Below are 19700 nucleotides of genomic sequence, written 5' to 3'. Positions count from 1 at the left end.
CGGGCCTCGTCGACCACGTGCCGCAGATAGTCGCGGACTCCGCCGAACCGGGCGAAGTACTGATCCATCTGCTCCTTGGCCTCGTCGCGGCTGATCTTGAGCTGAGCCGCGAGGCCGAAAGCGCTGAGGCCGTAGGCGAGTCCGTACGACATGGCCTTGACCCGGTGCCGCATCTCGGTGGTCACCTCGTCGATAGGCACCCCGAACGCCCGCGAGCCGACGAAGTTGTGCAGGTCCTCACCGGTGTTGAACGCCTCGATCAGACCCTCGTCGCCCGACAGGTGCGCCATGATCCGCATCTCGATCTGGCTGTAGTCGGCCGTCATCAATGTCTCGAATTCGGTTCCGCCGCCCGCGGTTCCGACGACGAAGCCGTTGCGGATCTGTCTGCCGGCCTGGGTGCGGACCGGGATGTTCTGCAGGTTCGGGTCGGTCGAGGACAACCGTCCGGTGGCCGCGACCGTCTGGTTGAAGGTGGTGTGGATGCGATCGTCGTCGGCGACCGACTTGAGCAGTCCGTCGACAGTGACGCGCAGCCGGGTGGCGTCACGGTGTTCGAGCAGGTGCGCGAGGAACGGGTGCTCGGTCTTCTCGTACAGGCCCTGCAATGCATCGGCGTCGGTGGTGTAACCGGTCTTGGTCTTCTTCGTCTTGGGCATGTCGAGCTTGTCGAACAGCACCGTCTGCAACTGTTTGGGCGAGCCCAGGTTGATCTGCTCCCCGATCACCTCGTAAGCGGCGTCGGCGGCCGTACGCACCCTATCGGCGAACTGCTGTTCCAGTTCATGAAAGTGCTTGGTGTCCACTGCGATTCCGGCCGCCTCCAGGTCGGCGAGGACGAACGTCAGCGGCAGTTCCATGTCGGTGAGCAGTGACCGCGAATCGATCCGGTCCAGTTCGGTGTCCAGCGCGTCGGCCAGCTCGGCCACCGCGCGGGCCTCCAGCATCTGATGCTCGGACGCCTTGGCGTCCTCCTCGCCTTCGGCGTCCAGCAGCGACAACTGGCCGTCGCCGTCGGGCCCGTCTGCCTTGAGTTCACGGCGCAGGTAGCGCAATGACAGGTCGTCAAGATCGAAACTGCGCTGGCCGGGTCGTACCAAATATGCGGCGAGCGCTGTGTCGCTGGTGACCCCGCGCAGGGTCCAGCCCCGCACCCGCAGGGCATGGATCGCCCATTTGGCGTCGTGGCACGCCTTGGCCATGGTCTCATCGGCGAGCCAGTCCGCGAGCGCCTGCTCGTCGGCCTGCGCGATCACCGGGATCGCGATATACGCCGACGCACCGTCGGCAGCCGCGATGGCGATCGCCGCCGGATCTGCGTCGACGACCCGCTTCGGTGCCGACACCGCGATCCCGGTGCGTCCGGTACGGGCATGGGCGTCGAGCCAGGCGCCGACCTCGCCCTCGCCGAGAATCGAACCGTCGAGGTCGAATCCGGCCTCGGCCTCCGGTTCCACCGACGACAGCGTGTTGAACAGCCGGTCGCGCAATACCCGGAACTCAAGTTCATCGAAGAGCGCGTGGATGCGTTCCCGGTCCCAGCCGACGAGTGCCAGTTCGTCAGGACCGGCCGGCAACTGCATATCGCGGACGAGCTGCGTCAGGTGCCGATTGGTCTGTACCGACGCGAGATTGGCGCGCAGCGAGTCGCCTACCTTGCCCTTGATCTCGTCAACATGGTCGACCAGCTCGTTCAGCGAACCGTACTGGCGGATCCACTTGGCCGCGGTCTTGTCGCCGACGCCGGGCACTCCGGGCAGGTTGTCGCTGTTATCACCGCGCAGCGCGGCTATGTCCGGATACTGGGCCGGGGTGACGCCGTACTTGGCCTCTACCTCTTCGGGAGTGAACCGGGTCAGCTCCGACACGCCGCGCTTGGGGTAGAGAACGGTGACCGCGTCATCGACCAGTTGCAGTGAATCACGGTCACCGGTGACCACCAGTACGTCGAAGCCGCGTCCTTCGGCCTGGGTGGCCAGGGTGGCGATGATGTCGTCTGCCTCGTACCCCTCGATCGCCATCACCGGGATACCCAGCGCGCCCAGCACGTCCTTGGTCAGTTCGACCTGTCCACCGAACTCCTCCGGTGACTTGGCGCGCTGCGCCTTGTAGTCGGGAAACAACTCGGACCGGAATGTCTTGCGCGAGACGTCGAACGCGGCTGCGACATGCGTCGGCGCCTCGTCACGCAGCAGGTTGATGAGCATCGAGGTGAAGCCGTACACCGCGTTGGTGGTCTGCCCGGTGGCCGTCTTGAAGTTCTCGGCGGGCAGCGCGAAAAAGGCACGGTAGGCCAGCGAATGCCCGTCGAGCAGCATCAGAACCGGCTTTCCCGACGCTGTGCGGGCTGACGTACTCGAGGCTGCGGCACTCTTGGCGGGACTCACCCGGACCAGTCTAGGACACGTCCCGATGCGTCCTGGACCGGCGCGACGACCTACGCGACGCCCAGATACGCCTCCCGAACCGCGTCGTCGTGCAGCAACGCTCTGCCCGGTCCTTCCTTGGTGATGGACCCGGTCTCCAGAATGTAGCCGCGGGTGGACCGGCTCAGCGCCTGCTGCGCGTTCTGCTCGACGAGCAGGATCGTGGTGCCGTCGGCGTTGATCTTCGCGATGATCTCGAAGATCTGCCGAATCACCATGGGCGCCAACCCCATCGACGGTTCGTCGAGCAGCAGCAGGTTGGGCCGGGCCATCAGCGCGCGACCGATGGCCAGCATCTGCTGCTCACCGCCCGACATCGTGCCACCGAATTGCTTCTTGCGTTCACCGAGCCTCGGGAACAGTCCGAACACTTCCTCCAGCGCCGAATCATATTCCGCCTTGGACTCGAATTTCCTTCCATAGCAACCCATGTCAAGGTTCTCCAGCACTGTCATACCGGGGAAGATCCGGCGCCCCTCGGGCACCTGGATGATCCCGCGAGCTACCCGCTCGTGCGGTTTGAGCGTGGTGATGTCCTCGCCGTTGAACCGGATCGATCCCCCGGTGAGTTTGTTGAGCCCCGAGATACCGCGCATCGTGGTCGATTTTCCCGCGCCGTTGGCGCCGAGCAGGGTGACCAGTTCACCGGCCTGTACGCTCAGCGAGATCCCGTGCAGCGCTTTGATTCTCCCGTAATGGATCACCACATCGGTCAGTTCCAGCACCGGAGTACCCGGAGCGGGTCCGCCAGCAGTCACGGGACCGTTCTCAGGCGATTTCGTCATCGGGCACTCCCAGGTATGCGGCGATCACCGCCGGGTTGTCTCGGACTTCGCGTGGCGCACCGTCGGCGATCTTACGGCCGAACTCGAGCACGACGATCCGGTCGGTCACGCCCATCACCAGTCGCATGTCGTGCTCGATGAGCAGCACCGTGTAGCCGTCGTCGCGGATCTTCTTGATCAGCCCCATCAGCGCGGTCTTCTCGCTCGGATTGAAGCCCGCGGCGGGCTCGTCCAGGCACAACAGCTTCGGTTCGGTGGCCAGTGCACGGGCGATCTCCAAACGGCGCTGATCACCATAGGGCAGGTTGGAGGCCTTCTCGGTGGCGCGAGCGGCGATCCCGACGAACTCGAGCAACGCCATGCCGCGTTCGACGGCGTCACGCTCCTCGCGGTAGTGCCTCGGCGTGCGGAACGTGGCTCCCCATACCGAGGTCTTGTGCCGGGCGTCGGTGCCCACACACACGTTCTCCAGCGCGGTCATCTCGCCCCACAGCCGCACGTTCTGGAACGTACGCGCGATGCCTTTGCGGGTGATCTTGTGCCGCTTGAGCTTGCCCAGTGGCTCACCATCGAAGGTCACCGTGCCACGGGTGGGGGTGTAGACACCGGTGATGGCGTTGAAACAGGTGGTCTTACCCGCCCCGTTCGGACCGATCAGGCCGAGGATCTCGCCGCGCCGGATATCGAACGACACATCGCTCAGCGCCGCGAGCCCGCCGAACTCGACGGTCAGGTCACGTACCTGCAGCAAGGTGTCGCCCTCGGCGGTGGCGATGTCGCGTTGCGGTGCGACGGCTTCGGCAACCAACTCGGGATCGGCGAGCGTCGGGTCGACCGCCGCCGGGTCGACGACCGTCGTGGCTTCCGGGTCGGCGAGGACGCGCGCGATCTGTTCGGTCGGCGCCTCGGTGATCCGGGGGATTCGCTGTGTCGCGCCGTCGGCAACCGACATGGTTTCCGGAGTTTGCCAGACAGCCTTGCCGAGGTTGGGCCGGGGTTCGGGGCCCGGATCGCCGGGAGGGCGGTGTGTCACGGCGTGACCTCCTTCTGTCCTGATGGTGAACCGGGTTCGCGTCTGACCGCATCACCGACCCGGTGCGCGGCCGCGTAGACCTGTCTGCCGAAAGTGATCAGCCGGGCGCGAGCCGGGAACAGACCCTGCGGCCGGAAGATCATCAGCGTGACCAGCGCCAGACCGAAGAACAGGTACTTGAAGTCGCCGAGCGACTGCCCGCCCACCTCGATGCCCTGCACCCGCGCCGGCACGTACACGATGATGAACGCGCCGACGATAACGCCGAGCTTGTTTCCCTGACCGCCGATGACCACCGCACACAGGAACAGCATCGAGTTGATGACCGTGAACGCCTTGGGGTCGACGTACTGCACCTGACCGGCGTACACCGCGCCCGACAGCCCGCCGATGCCGGCACCGATGACAAACGCCCACAGCTTGTACTTGAACGTGGGTACGCCCATGATCTCGGCGGCGTCCTCGTCCTCACGGATGGCGATCCAGGACCGGCCGACGCGACTGCGTTCGAGGTTGCCGACGAACAGCAGCACGATGACCACCAGCAACAGTGCCAGCCAGTACCACCAGATACCGGAGTTGAGGGTGTGGTTGTTCTGCACCGAGAACACGCCGTCGGGGTTGTCGGCGCTGCTACCGAGTTCGGGGAACAGCACCCCCTGCAGACCTGCGGGGCCGTTGGTGACCTCTTTGAGGTTGTCGGCCAGCAGGCGGACGATCTCACCGAAACCGAGGGTCACGATCGCCAGATAGTCGCCGCGCACCCGCAGCGTCGGGGTTCCGAGGATCACGCCGGTGATGCCGGTGATCACGATGGCGAGCGGAATACACGCCATCCATGCCCACGGCCCGGAGAAGATGCCGTGGTCGGCGCTGTCCCAGATCGGGCTGGCGGGGCTGGTCAGCAGTGCCACCACGTAGGCGCCGACCGCGTAGAAGCCGACGTATCCGAGGTCGAGCAGGCCTGCCTGCCCGACCACCACGTTCAGGCCGATCGCGATGAGCGCCACCATGGCGAACTGTGCCATCGTGGTGCCGAAATTGGTTGCGGTGGTGGCGATCAGTGGCGGATCAAAGACCGGGAGCAGCGCCAGCGCGCCGAACGCCAGTACGCCGATACCCCATTGGGCCGGTCGCGACTGTCGTTCCCACCAGGTGCGGAGCGCGTCGCCCACACCGCGCCGCGGTGGCTGCGCGGCGGCCGGAACAGCAGGGTCTGGAGTCGTCATACGCGTGCCTTCCCGAGTTTCTCACCGAGGATGCCCGTCGGCCGGAACATCAGCACCAGGATCAGCAGCGCGAAGGCCACCACGTCCTTCCACTGATTGCCGAACACAACCGATCCGTAATTCTCCATCACTCCGAGTAGCAGTCCGCCGATCAGAGCGCCGCGGACATTGCCGATGCCGCCGAGCACGGCCGCACAGAACGCCTTGATGCCGAGGATGAATCCGCCGTAGTACACGACGTTAGAGGGCACGTGCAGCGTGTAGAGCAGGGCGGCGGCGCCCGCGAGCAGGCCGCCGATCAGGAACGTCAGCATGATGGTGCGTTCCCGCGAGACACCCATCAACAGGGCGGCCTCGGGATCTTGTGCCACCGAACGAATTCCGCGTCCCAGCTTGGTCTTGTTGATCAGGAAGTCGACGCCGACGGCGAGCCCGACGGCGGAGAACACGATGATCAGGATGACGTTGGTGACCGATGCGCCGAAGAAGCTGAACTGTTCGGTCGGTTCGACCAGTTTGATCGCCGGCTGCGGACTCGACCCACCCAGGCGCGGGTCCGTCGGCACCTTCGGCAGGACGTAGTGGACGAACTCCTGCAGGACGAACGACATACCGATCGCGGTGATGAGGAACGCGAGCGGTTTGGCATTACGTTTTCGCAGCGGCCGGTACGCGATAAACTCCAGACCCACCGCGGTGGTGCCCGACACGGCCATACCTATCAGGCCCGCCAACACCAGGTACGTGATGGTCATGAGGGTGCCCTCGCTCCACACATCGCCCTGCGGCCGGAAACCGAGCAGCATCAGGCCGAGGTACTGGCCGAACATGCCGATCATGAACACTTCCGAATGTGCGAAGTTGATCAGCCTGAGCACGCCGTAGACGAGCGTGTAGCCCACTGCCACGAGGGCGTAGATGGAACCGTAGGCGAGCCCCTGGATCGTCAGCGTCCAGAATCCGTCTCGCAGAGCGCCGAGATCGAAACCGATGGTCGAGGCGACCACCGAAGTCGATTCGGCCAACGAATACGCGATCATGCGTACCTTTCAGCCGGAATGTCGTGGTCGGCACACAGATGCACCCGGGACGAGATTCTCGCACCCGGGTGCACCATGTGTACCGGTAGCCGTTACTTGACTTCGTACACCCAGATCAGCGACGACGTGAGCTCGCCCTTCGGGGTCCACTCGTACTCACGTGCCAGGCCGGTGCCCTTGTAGCCCTTGACGTAGGCCAGCAGGTCGGCGCGGGTGGTCTTGCCTTCGGCGATGCCCTTCATCAGGATCGTCGCCAGGTCGTAGGCCTCGACCGAGTACACGCCCGGTGCCTGCTTGAACTTCGACTCGTAGGCGGCCTTGAACTTGTCCGGTGCCGGACCGCACGGGCAGGTCAGGACCGCACCCTTGGCGGAGCTGCCGGCGAGCGCGGTGAACTGCGGATCGTTCGAACCGTCGCCGGAGACGAAGGTGATCGACGGATCGGCACGCTTGAGCTGCTCGGCGAGCGGCGCGGCCTCCGAGTAGTAGCCGGCGTAGACCACGGCGTCGGGCTTGGCGTTGGTGATGGTCGAGATGATCGCCGAGAAGTCGCGTTCGCCCTTCTTGACGTCACCCTCGCAGCTCTTGATGCTCGCGGAGCCGAGGGTCTTGATCACTGCCTTGGCGAAGCCGGCACCGTACTCGGTGTCGTCCTTGACGACGCAGATCTTCTCCTTGCCGGCGGTGCCGGTCAGGTAGTTGGCCACGGCCGGGCCCTGCACGTCGTCGTTGGCCAGGCCACGGAAGAAGGTCTTCCAGCCGTTGTCGGTGAGTGCCGGGTTGGTGGCCGATGCGGTCACCGACACCAGGCCGGCCTGGTTGAAGACGCCGCCGGTGGCCTTGGTCTCACCGGAGAAGGCGGGACCGATCAGACCGACGATGTCCTTGTTGTTGACGATCTGCGGAGCCACCTGGGTGGCTTTCTGCGGATCACCCTCGGTGTCGTAGGTCTTGAGTGTGATCTTGCAGTCGGCGTTGGCGGCGTTGTGCTCGTCGACGGCGAGCTGGGCGCCGTTGCGGATGTTGATGCCGAGCGCGGCATCGGCGCCGGTCAGCGCACCGGCCATCGCGATCGTCGTCGGGTCGCACTTGGCCTTGCCATCGCCCGCGGGGCTTTCGGCGTCCGACTCCGACGTCGCCTCCACCTTGTTGCCCTTGGTGTCGATCTGCGCCAACGGCGCGATCGTCAGGCTTGAACTCGCCCCGGTCGAGGTGCCGGCACCTGTGTCCGAATCGGAGTCGTCGTCTTTGGAACTACACGCGGACAAGGCGAGGATGCCTGCCATCGTCACCGCGAGAGCACCGGTCGTCATCCGACGATGCATATCTGAAACCTCTCAGTTCTTGCCGCTCGACGTGACCGTCGAGAGGTCCGGAAGAGACCTGACGGAAAACTTAGCCCGAATCAGCCTTGTACGCGTGGGTTCTGCGGGTAAAGTCGCACGGGCGTGGCGCCCTGTTGCACAGATTTAACGTTCCCACCAGGCTTCGGGGCGGTCAGTGGGACGAGCGCGTGTAGTCAGTTCGGCTTACCGAGTGTGTCGACGACGACATGTGCGACGGCCTTCATGGTGGTGCGCCGGTCCATCGCCGCACGCTGAATCCACTTGAACGCCTCGGGCTCACTCAGGTTCTGCTTCTCCATCAGCAGCCCCTTGGCGCGCTCGACGAGCTTGCGGGTCTCGAGCCGATCCTGCATCGTCGCGACCTCGGTCTCGAGCGACTTGACCTCCTGGTAGCGGCTGACCGCCACCTCGATGGCCGGCACGAGGTCGGCCTTGGTGAACGGCTTGACCAGATACGCCATCGCACCGGCATCACGGGCCTTCTCGACGAAGTCGCGCTGACTGAACGCGGTCAACATCACCACCGGCGCAAGACGTTTGGCGGCGATCTCACTCGCGGCGTCGATCCCGTCGCGCACCGGCATCTTGATATCCATGATCACCAGATCCGGCTTGAGCGATTCGGTCAGTTCCACCGCCACCTGTCCGTTGGGCGCCTCCCCCACGACGTCGTAGCCTTCTTCGCGGAGCATCTCGATCAGATCCATCCGGATCAAGGAGTCGTCCTCGGCCACCAGCACCCGATGCGTGGTCGCGGGGGTGTCGCCGTCCGTCGGAGCTTCCTGAATCACCGTCACATCTCCTCCTCACCGAACCCCGGTCCCGGCAGGCACATCCTCCCCGTGTCCGGCCGATCACCCCGGGCGGCCACCCTGGCCAATGCGTGCAGAGTACCGGTTGGCGACGCTTCCGGCTCATCGTCTAATGTGGACACTCGCGGCGCCGCAACCCGGCCCGCGAGGATGCCCTCGTAGCCCAATTGGCAGAGGCAACGGATTCAAAACCCGTCCAGTGTGAGTTCGAGTCTCACCGAGGGCACCATATTTTCGCCTGAGTTTGCCGGCAATCCCGGAACCGGGTTCAGCAGCTAAGTCAGCCGGCCATCTCAGCACTCGACCGAGCCATTTCAGCGGCAACCGAGGTCGTTCACGCAACCCCCTTCGGACGCGCAACACGCGACCTTGCAGGACCCTTCCCTTTCGTTCGTGATGTGTAGTAATCTCACCGTGTCTCCATCGAGATCAAACTGTTACCAACGACGAGCGGACCGATACAGTGCCACAACATCGCCTGAACGCCCCTGCCTCGATTCCCGTCACGACGCTGCTGCTCTCCGACGCATCGTCGAGTGCCCGCCGGGCCGGACAGCACCGCGTCTGCAAGAACTCCACGGCGTCCGTGACCACCGTCGCGGGTGCGACCATGGCCCTCGCCGGAGCGATCGGACTCGCCGCCGGCGGCGCGGCACAGGCTGCGGAACTGCCGTCGAACCCCACGACCGGCTCGAGTGCGAACCCCGCACTGCCGACGCTCCAATCGCTGGCGTCACTGCCGGGCGTGGCGGATCTGACCGCATCGATAGACAAGACCCTGAAGGACCTCCCGGCACCGGTCGACAAGGCGCTGAAAGACCTGCCCGGACCGGTCGACAAGGCCCTGCGCGACCTGCTGCCCCGGAAACTGCCGGTTCCCGGCAATCCCCTGCCGACTCCCGGCGACTACCTGCCCAATCCCGGTAAACACACCGCAGTGAAGCCGGTCCACGGCGTCGTGACCTCCGGCTACGGCGCACGCTGGGGCGTCGTACATTACGGCGTCGACATCGCCAACGAGATCGGCACTCCGATCTACGCCGTCACCGACGGCACCGTCCTCGAATCCGGTCCCGCATCCGGCTTCGGCCAGTGGGTTCGGGTCCGGCAGGACGACGGCACCACCGGCGTCTTCGGCCATGTCGACCAGAGCTTCGTGACGGCCGGTCAGCGGGTCAAGGCCGGCCAGCAGATCGCCACAGTCGGCAACCGCGGACAATCCACCGGCCCGCACCTGCACTACGAGGTCTGGGACACCAACGGCAACAAGATCAACCCCCAGGTATGGCTCCAAAACCGAGGCGTCAGCGTCGGCTGATCCCGCCCGGCGGCGAGACACCCCGGGCGGTGGCCACCTACTTCCGGCGCTGTCACAGTCGTATCCCGGATTGCCGAAGCCGCGACGGTTGTGATCTGCCTGCGTTAGCGTCTCGCTTCACGGCTATATAGAGGCGTGAACGGGGAGGGCATATGCGCTCGGGTACACGACAGCTGTTGCGGTGGCGAATTCTTGCGTGCTTGGTAGTCGGGACAGTCGTTCTTGGTTCGGCGGCGGCACAGTCGGTGAGCGCCGCACCGCACTACCCCGTGAGTTACAACCTGCTCGGAACGCTCACTGCAGGGACGTTCTCACCCGACACACCGCCGCCCGGTGCCAATCGGCCGGGATGCCGCAGCACCGAACATCCCCGGCCGGTGATTCTCGTGCACGGCACGGGCGCCAACCAGAGTAATAGTTGGCAGGCCATCGGCCCCGAACTGGCCAACCGTGGGTACTGCGTCTACACGGTGACCGTCGGGAGCCTGTTCAACATCAGGAACTTCGGCGAACTCGATTCCGTGTACACCTCTGCGGCGCAGCTCGCCGCCTTCGTCGAGAAGGTGCGCCACTGGACAGGTGCGGAGAAGGTCGACCTCGTCGGGCATTCCCAGGGCGGCACCGTCAACCTGTTCTATCTCAAACACAACGACGGATGGCGGTACGTCCATCGTGTTGTGGGTCTGGCCGCGGCGAACAATCCGCCAACGTTCTGGGTCGACATCATGAAGCTCGTCCCGGGATGGAAAGACGTTGTGGGACTTATTGTGCCGGCAACCAAGCAGCTACTCACACCCGCCGAGTACACGAAGTTGTCTCCCCGCGTCTATCCGTCGGTCCGGTATTCGAACATCGTCAGCCAGTATGACGAACTCGCGATCCCCCACACTGTGGCCTTCCTGCCATCGGGGCCGAATGTGCGCAATATCCGGATTCAGGATGTGTGCCCGAATGATCGGGTCGGTCACCTCGGAATGATCGCCGACCCGAACGTCACCCAGGTATTGCTCAACGAACTCGATCCTGAGCGAGCGAAGCCCGTTCGCTGCGGCCCGGGCGGGTTCTTCCTGTAACCGGACCGGTACTGTTCCGGCTCGGACGCACCCTGAAATACAAGGCTGTGCCCGCTCGGCCACGGCGAAGCACACGACGGTCCTGTCGTCGCGGTTGATCCTGATCGTGTTGCTGACCGTCGACGCCCTCTCGACGGCCACCGGCGGCCCGGCATTGCCGATGGGCGCGCCGGTCCTGAAGTGACCGAGTGCTCCCGGTGCGCCGACCGAATGATTTCTGTTCGGACGGCGTGACCGGGAGCACCGCGTCTGCTGGGATGGTATGCGTTCGCCGGACGAAGGGCTTGCCATGTCAACCCACCTGCTGCGCCTCATCGTGGCACTTCTGCTCGCTGTTCCGGCGCTGCTGATCGCGTCACCGGCGTCGGCGTGCGCATGCGGCGGGATCGCCAGCAACGACCCCGCGGCGCAGGTCAGTCAGGAGACGGCGATCGTGTCGATGGCGGGTCGACGCGAAACCATCGACATGCGATTGTCGATGCGGTCGGTACGTTCGGATGCGGCGCTGATCGTTCCGACTCCGGCACCGGCCACCGTGTCGGCGGGCGATTCGGCGCTGTTCGACAAATACGAGGCGATCAGCGCACCTCGTACCGAAACGCGACGACACTGGTGGTCGAGGTCGTCGGACTACGACGGCGCCAGGGCCGGTGCGCTACCTCCGGGCAGCGCTGCGGGAGGTTCCGGCCCCGAAGTCGTCGGCCGCGTGCAACTCGGCCCGCTCGACATCACCACCCTCACCGGCGGTGACCTGACCGGCCTGCAAAAGTGGTTGTCCGGCAACGGTTACCAACTCATGCCGGCCGTGAGTGCGGCGCTGGCACCGTACGTGTCCGAAAGATGGTCGTTCGTAGCGATCAAACTCACGTCGCCGAACGCATTGTCCGGGCCGCTCGACCCGATCCGCCTGGAGTTCGACTCGGACACACTCGTCTATCCGATGCGAATGTCGGTTGCGGCCACCGGAACCCAGATGGTCGACCTGTATGTGCTCACTGATCATCGTCAGCAGCGCACGGACGCCGATGTCAGCCGACAGCAGGGGCACGTCCTCTACGCCGGGCGCCTCGATGACGGCCGCTACCTCACTACGATCCAGACCATGATCATCGCTCCGCAGACCATTTCGTCCGATTTCGTCTTTGCCGACGCCGCCGACGATTCCCCCTATCAACAGGTGATCTACAAGGATTCCGACGTCACGATCATGGGCGTGATGGCCGGTCCGTTCTTGCTCGTCGCCGGCATGATTATAGTGGTCGTCGGTATCGCATTGGCAGGCATCGCATTCCGGCGCCACCGAACCGCAGCCTGACCCGGGCCGTTTTCGCTCGCACTGCGAACAGTTCTGGGCGGTCATATGCTTCGGGGACCCGGAGCGGGCACCCACGAGACACAGTGCGGAGGCGGCCATGACGGTCCCCGACCATGAACATCATCTCGCCGGCGGCGTCGACAGCCACGACGAATCAGCTGACTATCTGAAGAAACGGCAGCTCAAGAGTGGTAGCGCCGGCTGGTTGCTGCTGGCCGGGCTCGGCGTGAGCTATGTGATCTCCGGCGATTATTCAGGCTGGAACTTCGGTCTGGCCGAAGGTGGATTCGGTGGACTGGCTATTGCTGCGATCGTCATCGCCGCGATGTATCTGGCGCTGGTGCTCGGGATGGCGGAGTTGTCCTCGTCACTACCGGCTGCCGGTGGCGGTTACACATTCGCCCGGCGCGCTCTCGGACCGTGGGGTGGATTTGCCACCGGCACAGCGATTCTCATCGAGTACTCGATCGCGCCTGCGGCCATTGCCACATTCATCGGTGCGTACGTCGAATCACTGGACCTGTTCGGGATCACCGACGGCTGGTGGGTGTATCTGGTTGCTTACGCCATCTTTATCGGTATTCACCTCGGTGGCGTGGGTGAGGCTCTCAAGGTGATGTTCGTGATCACCGCGATCGCCCTGGTGGGTCTGGTGGTCTTCGCCATCGCAGCGATCACCCACTTCGACGGCGCGAATCTCACCAACATCGACGCGACTGACGCTGTGGGCGCATCGGAATTCCTCCCGTTCGGATACATGGGCATCTGGTCTGCGATCCCGTTCGCGATCTGGTTCTTCCTTGCCGTCGAAGGGGTTCCGCTGGCGGCCGAGGAAACGGCGAATCCGGAGAAGAATGTGCCGCGCGGCATCATAGCGGCGATCTCGGTGTTGCTGATCTCCTGCGTCACCGTGTTGATCCTGACCACGGCGGCCGGCGGCGCGTCGGAGATGTCAGGGTCAGGCAACCCGCTGGTGGAGGCGCTCGGGGACGGTACCGCGGCCAAGATCGTCAACTACATCGGCCTGGCCGGTCTGATCGCGAGCTTCTTCTCCATCATCTACGCCTACTCGCGGCAGTTGTTCGCGCTCTCGCGGGCGGGCTATCTGCCGCCGGTGCTGTCGGTGACCAACAGCCGCAAAGCTCCGACGCTGGCACTCATCGTGCCCGGCATCATCGGATTCGCATTGTCACTGACCGGTCAGGGTGCGTTGCTGCTGAATATGGCGGTATTCGGCGCGGCGCTGAGCTACGTTTTGATGATGGTGAGCCACATCGTGCTCCGCGTCCGCGAACCCGAGATGTCCCGGCCCTACCGCACTCCGGGCGGGGTCGTCACCACCGGATTCGCGCTGGTCATCGCCGTGATCGCAGTCATCGCCACCTTCCTTGTCGACGTCAAGGCGGCCAGTTGGTGTCTGGCGGTGTTCGCCGCCTTCATGCTGTATTTTGCGGTGTACTCGCGGCACCGGCTCGTCGCCAACTCCCCCGACGAGGAGTTCGCCGCACTCGCCGAAGCTGAAGAAGACGTGCGGTGAAGTTCACGCAGACCATTTCGGGAACCACCTATGAGTTCGACGGCATAGTCGAACTCATGGCGAAGGCGACCCCATTGCGATCCGGGGATCAACTCGCCGGGTGCGCCGCCACCTCCGACGCCGAACGGGCATCTGCCGCATGGCAATTGGCCGATGTCCCGCTGGCGACATTTCTGGAAGAACTGGTGGTGCCGTACGAAACCGACGAGGTGACGCGGCTGATCATCGACACCCACGACCGTGAGGCATTCACGCCGATATCGCATCTGACCGTCGGCGCTTTCCGGGACTGGCTGCTCGAAACGGCCACCCTCGACGACGCCGCCGCCCGCTACGATGCCGTCTCCCCCGGCCTGACACCCGAAATGGTGGCGGCCACAAGCAAACTCATGCGCAATCAGGATCTGATTCTGGTGGCGTCGGCGGCGCGGGTGCATTCGGCGTTCCGCACCACGATCGGGCTGCCGGGCCGGATCGCGACACGCCTGCAACCCAATCACCCGACCGACGATCCGCGCGGCATCGCCGCCGCCACCCTCGACGGGCTGCTGATGGGCTGTGGCGACGCCGTCATCGGCATCAACCCGGCCACCGACTCGCCGCACGCCACAGCCGATCTCCTGCATCTGCTCGACGACATCCGCCAACGGTTCTCGATCCCGATGCAGTCGTGTGTGCTCTCCCACGTCACCACCACAGTCGACCTGATCTCCCAGGGTGTGCCGGTGGATCTGGTGTTCCAGTCGATCGCCGGGACCGAACCCGCCAACAGCAGTTTCGGCGTCACGGTGCCGATGCTGTTGGAGGCCAACGAGGCCGGGCGGTCACTCAAGCGGGGCACCGTCGGCGACAACGTCATGTACCTGGAAACCGGGCAGGGTTCGGCACTGTCGGCGCACGCGCACCTGGGGACGGGCGGCAAACCCGTCGACCAGCAAACGCTGGAAACCCGCGCCTACGGTCTGGCCCGCGCGCTTGAACCACTGCTGATCAATACCGTCGTCGGATTCATCGGACCCGAGTATCTGTACGACGGTAAACAAATCATCCGCGCCGGACTCGAAGATCATTTCTGCGGCAAACTCCTCGGCCTGCCGATGGGCGTGGACGTCTGCTATACCAATCACGCCGAGGCCGACCAGGACGACATGGACACCCTGCTCACCCTGCTCGGGGTGGCCGGGGCGGCATTCGTGATCGCCGTACCGGGCGCCGACGACGTGATGCTCGGCTACCAGAGCCTGTCGTTCCACGACGCGCTGTACGTCCGGCAGGCACTCAAACTGCGGCCGGCACCGGAATTCGAGGCCTGGCTGGCCGGTCTGGGAATGGCGGACGCAGACGGTCGCATCCTCCCGGTGGATCCGGCCACCTCACCCCTACTCGCGCTGACGGCGCCATGAACGCGCCCCGCGAGACCACTCCCGCCCACGACGTGTGGGCCGACCTGAGGCTGACCACCCAGGCCCGCATCGGGCTGGGCCGGGCCGGCAACTCGCTGCCCACCACCCGGGTGCTGGAGTTCGCCGCCGCCCATGCCGCCGCACGTGACGCCGTACACGATCCGCTCGACGTCGACGCGTTCGCGCCGACACTGGCCGACCTCGGACTGGGTGACCCGCTCCGGGTGGCCAGCAAGGCCCGCACCCGCGGCGAATACCTGCGCCGCCCGGACCTCGGGCGACAACCGGCGGACGGCACCGAACTGCCCGCGTCGCCGAGCGATATCGGCATCGTCCTGGCGGACGGGCTGTCGCCGCGGGCACTCGTCGACCACGCCCACGGCATGATCTCCGCACTTCTGGATGCCTTCGATGGCCGATACACGATCGCACCGCCCGTCATCGCCACCCAGGCCCGCGTGGCCCTCGGCGACCACATCGGTGCCGCTCTGGGCGTGACGACGCTCATCGTGATCATCGGGGAACGACCCGGACTGTCCGTCGCCGACAGTCTCGGCATCTATCTCACGCACCGGCCGCAGGTAGGACGCACCGACGCCGACCGCAACTGCATCTCCAACATCCACCCACCCGACGGACTCGGATACGCCGCGGCCGCCGCGGTCACCGCCGCCCTCGTTGCCGGAGCGCGCGCCCTGGGCCGCTCGGGCGTCGACCTCAAGGACACCTCCCGACAGGAACTCGACACCGCCACCGTCGTGAGCCTGGAACCTGCCGACCCCGATACATGAGCCGCGCACGTTACCCGAATCCGCCGATCAGCGGGCCAGAACAATAAGTTAGGTAAGACTTGGCTTGCTGGCGGAGTCCGACTTCGCGTTCTACTCTCGGTGCGTACAACGTTGAAAGCCCAGTACGGAGGCTTCTCCACAGAGCATTCAACGCCATATGACCAAAAGACTTTTCTCTGCAGCCCGCCGATGCCGTCGACGTCGTAACACGATGTCGACGGCATCGGTCGTTTCATCTCCCACTGTGTTCCGGTTCGCCTGTGACCCCCACGTCGGGCGGGTACCGGTCGGGCCGGGTTAAGATTCCCGCCATCTGCCGGATCGGCAGCGTCGACTGCCCGCCCGGACAGATAGGGAACGCGTGGAATACAGCATCGACTGGGGGAACGAGTTCCTGACCTCGCTCCGCTGGATCTTGACCATGTTCGGCTACTCGATGGTCGGCGTCCTGGTGGCCGGCGCCATCCTGTCTCGGATCACGCTGTGGGGCCGGCAGTACTGGCGGGCCACCGGCGGCTTCTTCACCGGCCGTGAGACCCGGGTCGGTGCGTGGGTCCTGGTGGTGGTGCTGATGCTGCTCATGGTGATCGGCGTGCGGCTGACCGTGGTCCTGTCCTACCAGGGGCGTGACATGTTCAACGCGCTACAGGGTGCGGCCGAGGCGATGTCGAACGACGACGGCAAAACGCTCGACGCCGCCGAGGAGATGTTCTGGAACTCGCTGTGGCTGTTCGGGCTGCTGGCGACCATCCATGTGGTCCGCACCATGATCGAGCTCTACATCGGCAGCATGTTCGAGATCCGGCTGCGCGCCTTCATGACCACCCGGGTGACCGCCGACTGGCTGACCGACCTGGCGTTCTACCGCAACCGGTTCGTCAACACCGGCATCGACGGCGCCGACGCCAAAATCCAGCCCGGCGTCGACAACCCCGACCAGCGCATCGAGATCGACATCGCGAACGTCGCGACGTCGAGTCGGCGGCTGGTGTTCGGGTCGGGCGGATCATCGACCAACGGCGTGATCCCGGCCATCATGACGATCTGTTCGTTCACGCTCATCCTGTGGGACCTGTCCGGTCCGATGGAGATCTTCGGCGTCGACGTGCCGCGGGCGATGGTGTGGATGGTGTACCTGTTCGTGCTGGTGTCGACGGTCGTCGCGTTCTGGCTCGGCCATCCGTTGATCCGGCTGTACTTCCTGCGCGAACGCCTCGCCGCCAATTTCCGCTACTCGCTGGTCCGGTTGCGCGACGGCGCCGAGAAGGTGGCGCTGTACCGCGGCGCCGACACCGAACAGCGCGGACTGCTCGACCGGTTCGCGGCGATCGTCGTCAACTTCTGGCAGGTCGTGTTCCGATCCCTCAAGTTCAACGGCTGGAACTTCGTGGTCAATCAGGCATCGGCCGTCTTCCCCTACATCATCCAGGCACCACGGTTCTTCGCCGGCGAGATCAAGCTCGGCGAGATGACGCAGACCGCGTCGGCGTTCGGCAACGTCCACGACTCGCTGTCGTTCTTCCGCGAGGCCTACGATTCCTTCGCCGACCTGAGGGCGTCGCTGTACCGGCTCGACGGCCTCGAGCAGGCCAACCACGACTCCCGCGAACTCCCCCGGATCGCCACCGTCGAACAGGAGCGCGGTATCACACTGCGCAAGGTGACCGCATCCACGCCCGCAGGCATCGACCTCGTCCGCGACCTGGATCTGTCGCTCCACCCCGGCGACGCACTCGTCATCAAGGGACGTTCCGGTACCGGCAAGACCACCCTGCTGCGCGGACTGGCCGGGCTGTGGCCGTTCGTCGACGGCGAGTTCGCCCGGCCCGGCGAGTCGACACTGTTCCTGTCACAGATCCCCTATATCCCGCTGACCGACCTGCGCACCGCGGTCAGCTACCCGGCACCGCCGGAGTCCGTCGGCGACGACGCCATCCGGTCCGCACTCGAACGGGTCTTCCTGGCCCACCTGGTCGACAGGCTCGACGAGGAAGCCGACTGGGCCGCTGTCCTCTCACCAGGCGAACAGCAACGCGTGGCGTTCGCCCGTATCCTGCTGAACCGGCCCGGTGTCGCATTCCTCGATGAGGCCACCTCCGCCATCGACGAGGGTCTGGAGTTCGAGCTGTACTCCCTGATCCGGCGCGAACTGCCCGACACGGTCCTCGTCTCGGTGAGCCACCGCAGCACCACCGACCAGCATCACACCCAACTGCTCGAACTGACCGGCGGTGGCGCCTGGAACCTACGACCACTCGATCCGTCGGCACCTGTCGGCGGCGGCAAACACTCGGTCTAGGGATTTCCGACAAAACGGAAACCCGAATCGAGCATCCGGAAGGACAGGCACAAAGACACCGTTTGATTGCCACTCGGCGACGCCCTGACGGTCCTATGGTGAGGACACGTAACGACAGCAGTGCCTCACCTACCGGCCGCACCGGCGGCCCCGAGAGCCTGAAGGGTGGACGTCGATGTCCTCTACCGGAACGCCTGGAACCGCAACCACGGCAACGACCATGAAGGAGATGACGCTCCGGGGAATCATCCTCGGCGGCGTCATCACGCTGGTGTTCACCGCGGCCAACGTCTATCTCGGCCTGAGAGTGGGACTCACCTTCGCCACGGCCATTCCGGCGGCGGTGGTGTCGATGGCGATTCTGCGGTACTTCGCCGACCACTCGGTGGTCGAGAACAACATCGTGCAGACGATCGCGTCGGCGGCGGGCACATTGTCGGCGATCATCTTCGTGATCCCCGGCCTCGTGATGATCGGCTGGTGGTCGGGATTCCCGTACTGGACGACTGTCGCCGTCTGCGCGATCGGCGGCATCCTCGGCGTCATGTACTCCATCCCGTTGCGCAGAGCGCTGGTCACCGGATCGGACCTGCCGTATCCGGAAGGTGTCGCGGCGGCCGAGGTCCTCAAGGTCGGTGACTCGGCCGGCGGTGCCGCAGAGAACAAGGCCGGACTGCACGTCATCATCCTCGGTGCCGTCGCATCGGCCGTCTATTCACTGCTCACCAAGCTCAAGGTCATCAGCGACACCGTCTCGGGCACCCTCAAGATCGGCACCGGCGGCACCCTGTTCAGCGCCGGACTCCTGATGTCGCTCATCGGCATCGGCCATCTCGTGGGTGTGGCCGTCGGTATCGCCATGCTGGTGGGCCTGCTCATCTCGTACGCGGTGCTGCTGCCGATGAAGTCACAGGACAAGGCCGCGGCCGGTGACGTCCTATCCGACGTGATCGGCTCGGTATTCAGCCACGAGGTGCGGCTCATCGGCGCCGGTGCCATCGCGATCGCCGCCATCTGGACGCTGGTCAAGATCATCGGCCCGATCGTCAAAGGAATGACGTCGGCGATGAAGTCGACGCGGGCACGTCGCGAAGGGGTGAGCGTCGACGTCACCGAACGCGACATCCCGATCACCATCGTCGGCGGCACCATCCTCGTTCTGCTGATTCCCATCGCGTTCATGCTGTGGGACTTCGCCCACGACACGGTGCTGAGCGGCAGTTCGGCCGGAATCATCACGGTGAGTGTTGTTTTCGTCTTCGTGATCGGTCTGGCCGTCGCGGCGGTCTGCGG

15 protein-coding genes and 1 tRNA gene are annotated in these 19700 nt (G+C 65.0%); 9 read left to right on the top strand and 7 right to left on the bottom strand.

What is annotated here, in order from left to right:
• The 7 genes from polA to KDB67_RS08160 form a co-directional block, all read right to left on the bottom strand.
• Positions 1-2387 (bottom strand): DNA polymerase I (gene polA, locus KDB67_RS08190; protein WP_291014640.1); only part of this gene is annotated, 2387 nt, incomplete at its 3' end.
• A 50-nt stretch (positions 2388-2437) separates the two neighbouring features.
• The gene (locus KDB67_RS08185) at positions 2438-3211 is read right to left on the bottom strand and encodes an ABC transporter ATP-binding protein (RefSeq protein ID WP_291014637.1); all 774 of its coding nucleotides are present in this window, start codon (positions 3209-3211) and stop codon (positions 2438-2440) included.
• A complete protein-coding gene (locus KDB67_RS08180) occupies positions 3195-4163 on the bottom strand; it encodes an ABC transporter ATP-binding protein (protein WP_291014643.1) in 969 nt (322 codons plus the stop codon). The genes KDB67_RS08185 and KDB67_RS08180 overlap by 17 nt, the downstream gene beginning before the upstream one ends.
• 77 nt (positions 4164-4240) lie before the next feature.
• Positions 4241-5473, bottom strand: coding sequence for a branched-chain amino acid ABC transporter permease (locus KDB67_RS08175; RefSeq protein ID WP_291014635.1), 1233 nt, complete (start codon positions 5471-5473; stop codon positions 4241-4243).
• On the bottom strand, positions 5470-6513 hold the full coding sequence (locus KDB67_RS08170) for a branched-chain amino acid ABC transporter permease (RefSeq protein ID WP_291014633.1): 1044 nt from the start codon (positions 6511-6513) through the stop codon (positions 5470-5472). The genes KDB67_RS08175 and KDB67_RS08170 overlap by 4 nt, the downstream gene beginning before the upstream one ends.
• A 92-nt stretch (positions 6514-6605) precedes the next feature.
• Positions 6606-7838 (bottom strand): branched-chain amino acid ABC transporter substrate-binding protein, encoded by a 1233-nt coding sequence (locus tag KDB67_RS08165; RefSeq protein ID WP_291014631.1) that lies wholly within the window; start codon positions 7836-7838, stop codon positions 6606-6608.
• Positions 7839-8032: 194 nt separating this feature from the next.
• Positions 8033-8656: an ANTAR domain-containing response regulator gene (locus KDB67_RS08160; protein WP_291014629.1), complete on the bottom strand. Its 624-nt coding sequence runs from the start codon at positions 8654-8656 to the stop codon at positions 8033-8035.
• 167 nt (positions 8657-8823) lie between these two features.
• On the opposite strand from KDB67_RS08160, the gene KDB67_RS08155 reads away from it, so the two are divergent.
• The 9 genes from KDB67_RS08155 to KDB67_RS08115 form a co-directional block, all read left to right on the top strand.
• A tRNA-Leu gene (locus KDB67_RS08155) sits at positions 8824-8900 on the top strand.
• A gap of 234 nt (positions 8901-9134) precedes the next feature.
• Positions 9135-9989 carry a M23 family metallopeptidase gene (locus KDB67_RS08150; RefSeq protein ID WP_291014627.1) on the top strand — a complete coding sequence of 285 codons (855 nt, stop codon included), beginning with the start codon at positions 9135-9137 and terminating at the stop codon, positions 9987-9989.
• 245 nt (positions 9990-10234) lie between these two features.
• Positions 10235-11062, top strand: coding sequence for an alpha/beta fold hydrolase (locus KDB67_RS08145; RefSeq protein WP_291014625.1), 828 nt, complete (start codon positions 10235-10237; stop codon positions 11060-11062).
• Positions 11063-11351: 289 nt separating this feature from the next.
• A complete protein-coding gene (locus KDB67_RS08140; RefSeq protein ID WP_291014624.1) occupies positions 11352-12377 on the top strand; it encodes a DUF2330 domain-containing protein in 1026 nt (341 codons plus the stop codon).
• Between the two features lie 97 nt (positions 12378-12474).
• A complete protein-coding gene (eat, locus tag KDB67_RS08135) occupies positions 12475-13914 on the top strand; it encodes an ethanolamine permease (protein WP_291014622.1) in 1440 nt (479 codons plus the stop codon).
• Entirely contained in the window at positions 13911-15317 is a 1407-nt protein-coding gene (locus tag KDB67_RS08130; protein WP_291014619.1) for an ethanolamine ammonia-lyase subunit EutB, read from the top strand. The genes eat and KDB67_RS08130 overlap by 4 nt, the downstream gene beginning before the upstream one ends.
• Entirely contained in the window at positions 15314-16108 is a 795-nt protein-coding gene (gene eutC, locus KDB67_RS08125; protein ID WP_291014617.1) for an ethanolamine ammonia-lyase subunit EutC, read from the top strand. The genes KDB67_RS08130 and eutC overlap by 4 nt, the downstream gene beginning before the upstream one ends.
• Positions 16109-16469: 361 nt before the next feature.
• On the top strand, positions 16470-18407 hold the full coding sequence (locus tag KDB67_RS08120) for an ABC transporter ATP-binding protein/permease (protein WP_291014615.1): 1938 nt from the start codon (positions 16470-16472) through the stop codon (positions 18405-18407).
• A 175-nt stretch (positions 18408-18582) separates the two neighbouring features.
• The coding region (locus KDB67_RS08115; protein WP_291014612.1) for an oligopeptide transporter, OPT family at positions 18583-19700 on the top strand (1118 nt) is incomplete at its 3' end.

It is taken from the genome of Gordonia sp. (in: high G+C Gram-positive bacteria) (assembly GCF_020438995.1).
Classification (GTDB): domain Bacteria; phylum Actinomycetota; class Actinomycetes; order Mycobacteriales; family Mycobacteriaceae; genus Gordonia.
The sequence above is the reverse complement of the archived record's forward strand: the minus strand, read 5'-3'. Positions and strand labels throughout refer to the sequence as shown.

What these genes read in the sequence shown, in the direction of transcription:
- KDB67_RS08170 (WP_291014633.1), bottom strand. Translation starts at nt 6,513, where the DNA reads ATGATCGCGTATTCGTTGGCCGAATCGACTTCGGTGGTCGCCTCGACC.
- eat (WP_291014622.1), top strand. Translation starts at nt 12,475, where the DNA reads ATGACGGTCCCCGACCATGAACATCATCTCGCCGGCGGCGTCGACAGC.
- KDB67_RS08175 (WP_291014635.1), bottom strand. Translation starts at nt 5,473, where the DNA reads ATGACGACTCCAGACCCTGCTGTTCCGGCCGCCGCGCAGCCACCGCGG.
- KDB67_RS08185 (WP_291014637.1), bottom strand. Translation starts at nt 3,211, where the DNA reads ATGACGAAATCGCCTGAGAACGGTCCCGTGACTGCTGGCGGACCCGCT.
- eutC (WP_291014617.1), top strand. Translation starts at nt 15,314, where the DNA reads ATGAACGCGCCCCGCGAGACCACTCCCGCCCACGACGTGTGGGCCGAC.
- KDB67_RS08140 (WP_291014624.1), top strand. Translation starts at nt 11,352, where the DNA reads ATGTCAACCCACCTGCTGCGCCTCATCGTGGCACTTCTGCTCGCTGTT.
- KDB67_RS08180 (WP_291014643.1), bottom strand. Translation starts at nt 4,163, where the DNA reads ATGTCGGTTGCCGACGGCGCGACACAGCGAATCCCCCGGATCACCGAG.
- KDB67_RS08165 (WP_291014631.1), bottom strand. Translation starts at nt 7,838, where the DNA reads ATGCATCGTCGGATGACGACCGGTGCTCTCGCGGTGACGATGGCAGGC.